Here is a 10,322-nt window from a genome sequence, read left to right on the forward strand (position 1 = left end):
CGTGCTCCTGTCGAAGACGAGGCCGATTGCCTCATCTCCAACTTGGCAGAGCACTGCCTATAAAACCCGGGACGCCATGACCGTACGGAGCGGTTCAGCATGCCCTACCGCGCGAGCGGTTTAGTCCAAGGCCGACTCGCGGTCAATCGACGGTTGTACCAAGACCGCCGGTACATGGGGAAAGGAGGCGATCCGGGCCCGCTTCGCAGGACTTGAGGGTAAGCCTTAAACGAACTGTCCGGCGGCGTGCCCGGACGACCATGCCCACTGGAAGTTGTAGCCGCCGAGATGGCCAGTGACGTCCATCACCTCGCCGACGAAAAACAGCCCTTTGCAGCGCGTCGCCTCCATCGTCTTCGACGACAGCGCGCGCGTGTCGACGCCGCCGAGCGTGACTTCCGCCTTGGCGTAGCCTTGCGTGCCCGACGGGACGATCTGCCAGTTCGCGAGCGTGGTGGCGACGGTGCGCAGTTCGGTGTGGCTGAAGCGGTTCAATGGCCGTTCCCAGCCATGCAGCGCGCACCACGCATGCGCGAAGCGGCGCGGCAGATGTTCGGCGAGCAGGTTGGCGAGCAGCGCCTTGCCATCGGCGTGCGAGAGCAGCCAGTTTTCGGCGTCCAGGTCGGGCAGGAGGTCGATGCCGACCGGCTCCCACTCGCCGTCGTGGTAGGCCTGCGCCTGCCAGTAGTTCGACACCTGCAGCACCACCGGCCCCGACAGTCCTCGATGCGTCACCAGCAGCGCCTCGCGAAAGCGCGCGCCGTTGCACTGCGCGGCGACGTCGAGCGAGGCGCCGGAGAGATCGGCGAAGCGGGCAAGAGTTTCGGGCGGCAGCGTCAGCGGGACCAGCGCAGGGCGCGGCGCGACCATCGGCAGGCCGAACTGTTCGGCGATGCGGTAGCCGAACGGCGTCGCCCCGATCTTCGGGATAGACAGTCCGCCGGTGGCGACGACCAGGCTGTCGCAGCGCAGGCGCCCGCGCGCGGTGTCGAGCACGAAGCCGGTGTCGCCCTCGCCGCGTGCGATGGACTGCACCGTCGTGGGCATCGCCCACGCGACGCCACCGGCGTCACACTCGGCGCGCAGCATGTCGATGATCTGCTGTGCGGAGTCGTCGCAGAACAGTTGGCCGTGGTCGCGTTCGTGGTAGCGGATGCCATAGCGCTCGACGAGCGCGATAAAGTCGGTGGAGCCGTACCGCGACAGCGCCGAGCGCACGAAGTGGGGATTCTGCGACAGGTAGTGTTCAGGACCGACGCGCCGGTTGGTGAAGTTGCAGCGCCCGCCGCCCGAGATGCGGATCTTCTCGGCGAGGTGCTCGGCGTGATCGATGAGCAGCACGCGCCGCCCGCGTTGCCCGGCCTCGGCCGCGCACATCATGCCGGCCGCGCCCGCGCCGATCACGATCACTTCGAAATGCTGCTCCGCCACTGCCGCCTGCCCGTCGTCCGAAAGGGGCGCAGCATACGCCGCGCGGCGAGGGGCGGCTAGTTCTCCGTGAGTGCCGGCGCGGCGTGTCAGGCTAAGCGGGATCAAGCCAACGGAATCACCCCCCCCAGCAGCAGCCGCAGCAGCTCCGTCTGCCGCGTCACCCCCGTCTTCGCAAAGATCGCCCGCAACTGGCAGCGCGCCGTGTTGCGGCTGATCGACAGCTCTTCCGCCGCTTCGTCGACGGTGAGTCCGTCGAGGAGCTTCAGTGTGAGGGTCGATTCGGCGGGGGTCAGGCCGTAGAGGCGTTTCATCAGCGCGTGCGAGGCCTGCACGCGGGATTCGGAGTCGCGGATGACGACGACGACGGCGGGGCGGTTCGCGGTTTCTGACCACTCGGTGATCGGCGCTGTGCGGACGAGGATGCCGAGGTTGCCGTGGCCGGCGGTGCGGGTGATGGACATGGCACCGACGACGCCGGGGCCGCGGTCGACGTGGCCCGAGACGGCTTGCTCGATGAGACGGTGCAGCTCGCGGTTCTCGCTGCCGTAGGAAGCCTGGAGTCCGCCCTGCACGAGGCTGATGCCGTTGCGTTCGGCGAGGATCTCGTCGGCGGCGCGGTTGCTCTTGAGCACGCGGCCCTTCTTGTCGAGGATGACGGCGCCGATCGCGAGGCGCTCCAGTGCGCCGGCATAGACAGTGCGTTCGGCTTCGGTGGCGTCCTGGGCGGAGCGCAGGCGGACGGCGCATTTCAGGTGCGGCAGCAGCAGCGTGCAGAGCGCGCGTTCGTGCTCGGAGAAGGGTGTCGATCCCATCGGGCGGCTGACGCGGATGCGGCAGATCGCGTCGTTGCCGCCGCCGACGTCGGCGCCCATGTAGTAGCGGATGTTGAGCGGCTTGAGGAATTCCTGATAGATCGCGCTCTTGAGCCAGTCCGCCTCGTTGATCACTTCGTCGACGGTGACCATGCGGTCTGCCGGCAGGTTGACGAAGGGGTCCATCGCGTAGAAGAAGGTTTCATACGTGGAGGCGATGGCGGGCTGGGCTTCGCCGGCGAAGACGACGCGCCACGGCTGCTCGGGCGTCGGCGGGCGCAGGATCAGTGAAACGTAGTTGGCGTCGAGCCGCTGGCGCAGCGCTTCGAGCAGGCGCGTCCAGGGCACCGGCTCGGTGACGCCTTCATAGACGAGTCGGATCAGCTGGTCATATTCGGCGACGCCAAGACCGGAGGCGGCGAATCGGCTTGCGAGGTCGGTCTCGGGTGCCATCGGGAATGCTCCAGTCTCGGCTTGCTTTGCCGCGTTGTCAGGGTGTGACCTGGGATTGCATCGCCGCGAGGAAATGCTCCGGGTAGGGCGGCAGGGTGCCCCATTCGCGGCGCGGGTCGTAGGCAGGCGCCTTGAACACGGTGCGGACGTGGCTGAACTCGATGAAGCCCTCGCGGCCGTGGTAGTGGCCCATGCCGGAGGCGCCGACGCCGCCGAAGGGGGCGTCCTGCATCGCGGCGTGGAACATGGCTTCGTTGATCGTGACGCCGCCCGAGAGCGTGTGTTCGAGCACGCGCTGCTGCTCGGCGGCGTCCTCGCCGAAGTAGTACAGCGCGAGCGGGCGGGGACGGGCGTTGATGTCGGCGATGACCGCGTCGATGTCGTCGTAAGGCAGCACGACCACGGCGGGGCCGAAGATCTCTTCCTGCATGATGCGGGTGGTGCGCGGCGGGTCGATGACAATGCGCAGCGGACGGCGGCGATTTTCGGGATCGGCGGGGGTCGGTGCGGGCGTGGTTTCGATGCGCGCGCCGGCCGCGGCCGCATCCTCGACGTACCCTTCCACACGTGCGAGATGGCGCGCGTTGACCACTGCGACGACGTCCGGATTGTCGGCGATGGTCGGGAAGAGCGATGCGTAGGCGCTCTTGAGGGCGCCCACGAAGTCCTCCAGGCGCTCGCGCGGGGCGTAGATCACGTCGGGGTTCACGCACAGCTGCCCGCCGTTGGCGGCCTTCGCGGCGGCGATACGGAAGGCGGCGGTGGCGAGGTCGGCGCTGCGCGCGACGATGGTCGGCGACTTGCCGCCGAGTTCGAGCGTGACCGGTACGAGGTTATCGGCGGCGTTGCGCATCACTTCGCGGCCGACTGCGGTGCTGCCGGTGAATACGAGATGGTCGAAGGGTTGGCGGCTGAAGGCTTCGCCGATGTCCGGCCCGCCGGTGACGACGCCGACGATGGTCGGGTCGATCTGGCCTGCGAAGGCCTCGGCGACGGCCGCGGCGGTGCGCGGGGTGATCTCGGACGGTTTCAGGATCGCGCGGTTGCCCGCGGCGAGCACGTAGGCGAGCGGGCTCAGGAGCGTGAACAGCGGTGCGTTCCAGGTGCCGATGATGCCGACCGAGCCCTTCGGCTGGTACATCACCCAGGCTTCGCCGCCGAAGTGGTCGTAGGGCGTGAAGGGCTGACGCTTTTCGGTCTGCATCCACGCTTCGAGATGGTCGCGCGCGTGCTTCAGCGAGGCGAGCGAGCCGAGCACGTCGTTCATCAGCGAGAACCCCTTCGGCCGGTTGCCGAAATCGGCGTCCATCGCCGCCGCGAGGGCCTCGTGGTGCTTCACGAGCAGGTCGATCACGCTTTGAATGCGGGCGCGGCGCTCGTCGGCGCCGACCGGGCCGGCCGCCGTGAAGGCGGATTTCTGCTGCGAGAGCATCTGGCTCAGGCCAGCGACTGTGCTTACCGTGGAGGTCATGGCGTTGCGGTTCCGGTGGGTTGTCGGAGAGGTGTCGCGCGGCGCAGTGCGGCTTGCGCTTTGGACGCAACACTATCACCCCGCGGCGGGGGCCGGCCTCGTCCGATCGGACCATGACCGTGCCGTGCGGCGCCCGGCGTTTTCAGCCCAACCAGTTTTCCACGGCCACGAGGAACAAGGCGTGCGCGGCGATCAAGAGATCATCCGCGGTGATCGAACCAGTGGGCGAGCCCCTGTGCGTTCAGTTCGAGGTCGGTGGCCAACACTGCGACGATCTCGTCTTCGGGTAGCGTGCAACCGTGCGAGCGGAGTTCACCGATCATGTAGTCGGTGATGGCACCCTTGATCGTCTCGTGCCGGTCATCACCGTCCGCTCCGTGGGCAAGGGCGATCGCCACAAAGTGGTCGAGCCGACGGCGTAACGCGTCGGCCTGGGCACGCACGTCATGCAGTTGCGCATAATGAGTCAGGTACATGAGCTTGGGCGAAAAGCTCATCAGACGGTCGATCGAAGCGTGCATCTCGGCCGGATCGAACTGGGTCGGCGAGGTCGTCGGCAAGATGAATTGGCGGTCGTCGACGTCGAATTCGCGGTAGGACAGACCGAACATGTCCCCGGTGAAAATGGCCTCGGCCTGACGATCGACGATGCAAAGGTGGTGTTTTGCGTGCCCCGGGGTATCGATGCAGAGCAGTTCACGCCTTCCCAGCGGCAACACCAGCCCGTCGTGCGCGTCGATGATCCGATCGCCCGGAATCGGCAGGATTTCACCGTATACCGTGTCGACGTAGTCCTTGCCGTACACCGCCGTGACACCCGCGACCAGCTTGGACGGTTCGGCCATGTGGCGGGATCCGCGCGGGTGAACGACCAAGCGTGCATTCGGTAGCTCCCGCATCAGGGTGCCGGCGCCGCCCGCATGGTCGAGGTGGATGTGGGTGAGAACGATGTAGTCGACGGCATCGCGGTCCAGGCCCAGTTTGTCGAGGGCTGCAAGCACATTCGGCAGCGAGTCGTTGCTGCCGGTATCGACCAGGGCCACCCGGCCTTCGTCGACGATCAGGTGGATGGCCGCGAGAATCGGGCGGACGTAGCCGGCATCAAACGCGTGGATGCCGCCTTCGTAGGTTCTCCAGTCAAACATGTTCCGTACTCATCCGTATTGATCGAATCCCATTATACAGAGCGGGCAGCCGCGCGATTTGCTTGCGACGGCGGGGGCTGCGGCCTTGTGTGTCGGTGGGGCGCGGCGTTGGCACCGTTCGAGGCGCTTGCATCGTGCGGGTTCGCCGTTAGTCCGTTGGGACGATGTTGGAGGGTTGGCCAGCTTTGATACTGCGGCCATGTTCCCTGTTTCCGGAGGCCCCCGATGACGTCGCAAGCGAGCTTCGATCCGCAGGCCTTTCGTGCCGCGCTCGGCACCTTTACGACCGGCGTCACGATCATCACGACGCGTGGCCCCGATGGGGCGCCGGTGGGTGTCACGGCCAACAGCTTCAATTCGGTCTCGCTCAATCCGCCGCTGGTGCTGTGGAGCCTGGCGAAGAGCGCCCGCAGCCTCGAGGCGTTCTCGAACCATCAGCACTGGAACGTGCATGTGCTGTCGGCGGCGCAGGAAGGGCTGTCGGGCCGCTTCGCGTCGCCAGGCGAGGACAAGTTTGCCGGCATCGAACTCGACGAGGGGATCAGCGATGCACCGCTGCTGCCTGGTTGCACTGCGCGCTTCCAGTGCCGCACTGCGTTCAGCTACGAGGGCGGCGATCACGTGATCTTCGTCGGCGAGGTGCACTCCTACGACCGCAGCCCGGAACCGCCGCTGGTGTATCAGGCGGGGCAGTATGCGGTGGCCGCACGCAAGCCGCGCACCGAACTGCGCCTTGCGGCGCCCCCTCCGCCCGAATGCAGTTACACCGAGGATCTGCTCGGCTACCTGCTCGGCCGTGCCCATTACCAGATGCTGCACGCGCTGCGCCGCATGCTCGCGGGCGATGCCCTGGACGAGGCGAACTTCTTCCTGCTGTCGGTGCTGTGCATCCGTGACGACCTGACGCTCGACGAGCTCAACGCGTTCGTGAGCTACACCGGCATCGAGGCGACCGCCGAGATGATGGCGCAGCTCGAGGGGCGGCGCTTCGTGGCCTGCGAGCGCCGCGGCCGGCAGAACCGCTACGTGCTGACGGCTGACGGGCGCGAGGTCGCGCTGCGCCAGATCGCGCTGGCGAAGGCCCAGGAGGACAACCTCGCGGACAAGCTGGGTGTGGGCGATGTGATGGCGCTCAAGCTGATGCTCAAGCGCTTGGTCGCAGCGACCGATCCGGGCCTGCCCGATTTGTGGGCGCCGCGCTGAGCGGGGCCGTTCGATCCAATCATCGGGAGAATTCATGAGCATCATCGATCGCTTCAGCATGGAAGGCCGCGTGGCCGTGGTGACGGGCGCGGGGCGGGGCATAGGGCGCGCGATTGCGCTGGCCTTCGCAGAGCGTGGGGCGGACGTGGTGTGCGCGGCGCGCACGCTTGCCGACGTCGAGGCCGTTGCGGCCGACGTGCGCGCGATGGGGCGGCGGGCGCTGGCCGTGTCCTGCGACGTGAATGACGCTGCCCGGCGGGCCGCCCTGGTGGCGTCGGCGCAGGAGGCGTTTGGCCGCGTGACGCATCTCGTGAACAACGCGGGCGGGGCCGGCCCGAACCATCCGCTGAAGATGACGCCCGAGCAGTTCGAGGAGGTCTTCCGCTTCAACGTCAGCTCGGCCTACGCGCTGAGCCAGCTGTGCGTGCCGCTGATGCGCGAGGCCGGTGCGGGCAACATCATCAACATCACCTCGGGCGCCGCGCGCTATGCGCAGCCGCATTTCAGCGCCTATGGCACCGCGAAGGCCGCCCTCACGCAGCTGACGCGGCTGCTCGCGCAGGACTTCGCGCCGCAGGTGCGCGTGAACGCGATCGCGCCGGGGCCGATCCTCACGGATGCGCTCAACCGCGTGCTGCCGGCCGAGATGCGCGACGGAATGATCAAGAACACCCCGCTGCAGAGCCTCGGCGAGACCGAGGACATTGCCGCGGCGGCGCTCTACCTCGCATCGGACGCGTCGCGCTGGGTGACCGGCAAGGTCATCGAGGTCGACGGCGGCGCCGAATCGAGCGTCTGGCCCGGCTGATCCGCGCACCCCATCCCGACAGAGACCAAGAAAGAACGACAAGCATGGACGCAACCCTGATCGAAACCCTGGGCGACGAACTGCACGCCGCCCTGCGCAGCCGGCGCACGTTGGCGCCGCTCACCTCGCGCCACGCGGACATGTCTGTCGCCGACGCGTATCGCATCTCGCTGCGCCTGCTGCAGCGGCGCGAGGCGGAAGGCGAACGCGTGATCGGCAAGAAGATCGGCGTCACGAGCAAGGCGGTGCAGGACATGCTGGACGTGCATCAGCCCGACTTCGGCTTCCTGACCGACGCGATGCTGTTCGACGACGGCGCAACGATCAGCCTGAAGGACTATCCGCTGATCCAGCCGCGCGCCGAGGGCGAAATCGCCTTCATGCTGAAGGCGGATCTGCGCGGGCCAGGCGTGACGCGCGACGACGTGCTGGCGGCGACCGAATGGGTCGCGCCGTGCTTCGAGATCGTCGATTCGCGTATCGACGACTGGAAGATCCGCATCCAGGACACCGTCGCCGACAACGCCTCTTGCGGGGTGTTCGTGGTCGGACGGGAACAAGTCGATCCGCGCGGGCTGGATCTCGCCGCGCTGCGCATGGAGATGTTCCGCAACGGCGAACCGGCGGGCAGCGGCTTCGGCTCGGCGGTGCAGGGCCACCCGGCGGAGGCCGTCGCGTGGCTCGCGAACACCTTGGGCGAGTTCGGCATCCCGTTCCGCAAGGGCGAGCTGATCCTGTCGGGTTCGCTCGCGCCGCTGGTGCCCGTCGTCGCCGGCGACCGCTTCACGATGCGGATCGAGGGCCTGGGCGGCTGTTCGATCGGCTTCGCGCCGTAGTTTTCCGGTTGCAGGCACGCGGCGCGAAACCCATCCCTCTCCTCCTCCGCGTCGCGTGTGCTGCGCCACCCCAACAGAGAACCCTACAAGGACAACATAATGAAAAAGATCCGCTGCGCACTGATCGGGCCGGGCAACATCGGCACCGATCTGCTGTACAAGCTGCAACGCAGCCCGGTGCTGGAGCCGGTGTGGATGGTCGGCATCGACCCCGATTCGGATGGCCTGGTGCGCGCTCGCGAAATGGGTCTGAAGACGACCGCGGACGGCGTCGAGGGCCTGCGGCCGCACGTGAAGGCGGACAACATCCAGATCGCCTTCGACGCGACCAGCGCCTATGTGCACGCCGAGAACAGCCGCAAGCTCAACGAGCTGGGCGTGCTGATGATCGACCTGACGCCCGCGGCGATCGGCCCTTATTGCGTGCCGCCGGTGAATCTTGTCGAGCATGTTGGCAAGCGCGAAATGAACGTGAACATGGTGACTTGCGGTGGGCAGGCGACGATCCCGATGGTCGCGGCGATCTCGCGCGTGCAGCCGGTGGCTTACGGCGAAATCATCGCGACGGTGTCCTCGCGCTCGATCGGTCCCGGCACGCGCAAGAACATCGACGAGTTCACGCGCACCACCGCCGGCGCGGTCGAACGGGTCGGCGGCGCGAAGAAGGGCAAGGCCATCGTCGTGATCAATCCGGCCGAGCCGCCGCTGATGATGCGCGACACCGTGCATTGCCTGACCGAGACCGAACCCGACCAGGCCGCGATCACCGCATCCATCCACGCGATGATCGCGGAGGTGCAGAAGTACGTGCCGGGCTACCGCCTCGTGAACGGGCCGGTCTTCGACGGCACGCGCGTGTCGGTCTTCCTCGAGGTCGAAGGGCTCGGCGATTACCTGCCGAAGTACGCCGGCAATCTCGACATCATGACCGCCGCCGCGGCGCGCACCGCTGAGATGTTCGCCGAGGAGATCCTCAAGGGCGAGCTCGTGCTGGCGCCCGTCACCCCCCAACCCGTCGCAGCGTAAGGAGCCGGCCATGGATCTGCACGGCAAGAAGATCACCGTCCATGACATGACCCTGCGGGACGGCATGCACCCGAAGCGTCACCTGATGACGCTCGAACAGATGAAGACGATCGCCTGCGGGCTGGACGAGGCGGGCGTGCCGCTGATCGAGGTCACGCACGGCGATGGCCTGGGCGGCTCGTCGGTGAACTACGGCTTCCCGGCGCACACGGACGAGGAATACCTCGGCGCGGTCGTCCCGCTGATGAAGCAGGCCCGCGTGTCGGCGCTGCTGCTGCCGGGGATCGGCACCGTGGATCACCTCAAGATGGCGCACGGGCTGGGCGTGTCGACGATCCGCGTCGCGACCCACTGCACCGAGGCGGACGTCTCCGAACAGCACATCGGCATGGCCCGCAAGCTCGGCATGGACACTGTGGGCTTCCTGATGATGGCGCACATGAACAGCGCCGAAGGGCTCGTTGCGCAGGCGAAGCTGATGGAGAGCTACGGCGCGAACTGCATCTATATCACCGACTCCGCCGGTTACATGCTGCCCGACGATGTGCGCGCCCGCATCGGCGCAGTACGCGCGGCGCTGCAGCCCGAGACCGAACTGGGCTTCCACGGCCACCACAACCTCGCGATGGGCGTGGCGAACTCGATCGCGGCGATCGAGGCGGGCGCCAACCGCATCGACGCGGCGGCGGCGGGCCTCGGCGCAGGCGCAGGCAACACGCCGATGGAGGTCTTTGTCGCAGTGTGCGCGCGCATGGGGATCGACACCGGCGTCGATGTGTTCCGCATCCAGGACGTCGCCGAAGACCTCGTCGTGCCGATCATGGATTTCCCGATCCGCATCGACCGCGACGCGCTCACGCTCGGGTACGCCGGCGTGTACGGATCGTTCCTGCTGTTCGCGAAGCGCGCGGAGAAGAAGTACGGCGTGCCGGCGCGCGAGATCCTGGTCGAGATGGGCCGTCGCGGCATGGTCGGCGGGCAGGAAGACATGATCGAGGATACGGCAATGACACTGGCGAAAGCGCGGGCCGCGGCGTGACTGGCGCTGGGGCCGTGCTGTTCTACTCCCTCCCCTTCAAGGGGAGGGTTGGGGTGGGGATGGGTCTCGCAGGCGCGGCAGAAACCCATCCCCCTCCC

General features: G+C 67.4%; 9 protein-coding genes. 5 read left to right on the forward strand and 4 right to left on the reverse strand.

The window, feature by feature from the left end:
- Positions 1–225: 225 nt before the first annotated feature.
- The 4 genes from GPA27_RS26875 to GPA27_RS26890 form a co-directional block, all read right to left on the reverse strand.
- Complete coding sequence (locus GPA27_RS26875) at positions 226–1,380, reverse strand: BaiN/RdsA family NAD(P)/FAD-dependent oxidoreductase (RefSeq protein WP_211165267.1); 1,155 nt, start codon at positions 1,378–1,380, stop codon at positions 226–228.
- 152 nt (positions 1,381–1,532) lie between these two features.
- On the reverse strand, positions 1,533–2,696 hold the full coding sequence (locus GPA27_RS26880) for a helix-turn-helix transcriptional regulator (RefSeq protein WP_169143490.1): 1,164 nt from the start codon (positions 2,694–2,696) through the stop codon (positions 1,533–1,535).
- A 37-nt stretch (positions 2,697–2,733) separates the two neighbouring features.
- Positions 2,734–4,167, reverse strand: coding sequence for a coniferyl aldehyde dehydrogenase (locus GPA27_RS26885; RefSeq protein WP_169143491.1), 1,434 nt, complete (start codon positions 4,165–4,167; stop codon positions 2,734–2,736).
- Between the two features lie 200 nt (positions 4,168–4,367).
- Positions 4,368–5,312 (reverse strand): MBL fold metallo-hydrolase, encoded by a 945-nt coding sequence (locus tag GPA27_RS26890; RefSeq protein WP_169143492.1) that lies wholly within the window; start codon positions 5,310–5,312, stop codon positions 4,368–4,370.
- A gap of 225 nt (positions 5,313–5,537) precedes the next feature.
- Here GPA27_RS26890 and GPA27_RS26895 point away from each other — a divergent pair, with 225 nt between their 5' ends.
- From GPA27_RS26895 to dmpG, 5 genes are all read left to right on the forward strand, one after another.
- Positions 5,538–6,515, forward strand: a complete 978-nt coding sequence (locus GPA27_RS26895) for a flavin reductase family protein (protein ID WP_169143493.1) — start codon at positions 5,538–5,540, stop codon at positions 6,513–6,515.
- Between the two features lie 34 nt (positions 6,516–6,549).
- A complete protein-coding gene (locus GPA27_RS26900; RefSeq protein WP_169143494.1) occupies positions 6,550–7,323 on the forward strand; it encodes a glucose 1-dehydrogenase in 774 nt (257 codons plus the stop codon).
- Positions 7,324–7,367: 44 nt separating this feature from the next.
- Positions 7,368–8,159 (forward strand): fumarylacetoacetate hydrolase family protein, encoded by a 792-nt coding sequence (locus GPA27_RS26905; protein WP_169143495.1) that lies wholly within the window; start codon positions 7,368–7,370, stop codon positions 8,157–8,159.
- Between the two features lie 96 nt (positions 8,160–8,255).
- Positions 8,256–9,185, forward strand: a complete 930-nt coding sequence (locus GPA27_RS26910; protein WP_269469661.1) for an acetaldehyde dehydrogenase (acetylating) — start codon at positions 8,256–8,258, stop codon at positions 9,183–9,185.
- Between the two features lie 10 nt (positions 9,186–9,195).
- The gene (gene dmpG, locus GPA27_RS26915) at positions 9,196–10,224 is read left to right on the forward strand and encodes a 4-hydroxy-2-oxovalerate aldolase (protein WP_169143497.1); all 1,029 of its coding nucleotides are present in this window, start codon (positions 9,196–9,198) and stop codon (positions 10,222–10,224) included.
- Positions 10,225–10,322 lie beyond the last annotated feature (98 nt).

It is taken from the genome of Aromatoleum toluolicum, assembly GCF_012911005.2.
GTDB classification, from domain to species: Bacteria; Pseudomonadota; Gammaproteobacteria; order Burkholderiales; family Rhodocyclaceae; genus Aromatoleum; species Aromatoleum toluolicum.

Bases quoted from the DNA above. Each gene is read 5' to 3' on its own strand.
- GPA27_RS26905 (WP_169143495.1), top strand. From the start codon at position 7,368: ATGGACGCAACCCTGATCGAAACCCTGGGCGACGAACTGCACGCCGCC.
- dmpG (WP_169143497.1), top strand. From the start codon at position 9,196: ATGGATCTGCACGGCAAGAAGATCACCGTCCATGACATGACCCTGCGG.
- GPA27_RS26880 (WP_169143490.1), bottom strand. From the start codon at position 2,696: ATGGCACCCGAGACCGACCTCGCAAGCCGATTCGCCGCCTCCGGTCTT.
- GPA27_RS26895 (WP_169143493.1), top strand. From the start codon at position 5,538: ATGACGTCGCAAGCGAGCTTCGATCCGCAGGCCTTTCGTGCCGCGCTC.
- GPA27_RS26900 (WP_169143494.1), top strand. From the start codon at position 6,550: ATGAGCATCATCGATCGCTTCAGCATGGAAGGCCGCGTGGCCGTGGTG.
- GPA27_RS26885 (WP_169143491.1), bottom strand. From the start codon at position 4,167: ATGACCTCCACGGTAAGCACAGTCGCTGGCCTGAGCCAGATGCTCTCG.
- GPA27_RS26890 (WP_169143492.1), bottom strand. From the start codon at position 5,312: ATGTTTGACTGGAGAACCTACGAAGGCGGCATCCACGCGTTTGATGCC.
- GPA27_RS26875 (WP_211165267.1), bottom strand. From the start codon at position 1,380: ATGATGTGCGCGGCCGAGGCCGGGCAACGCGGGCGGCGCGTGCTGCTC.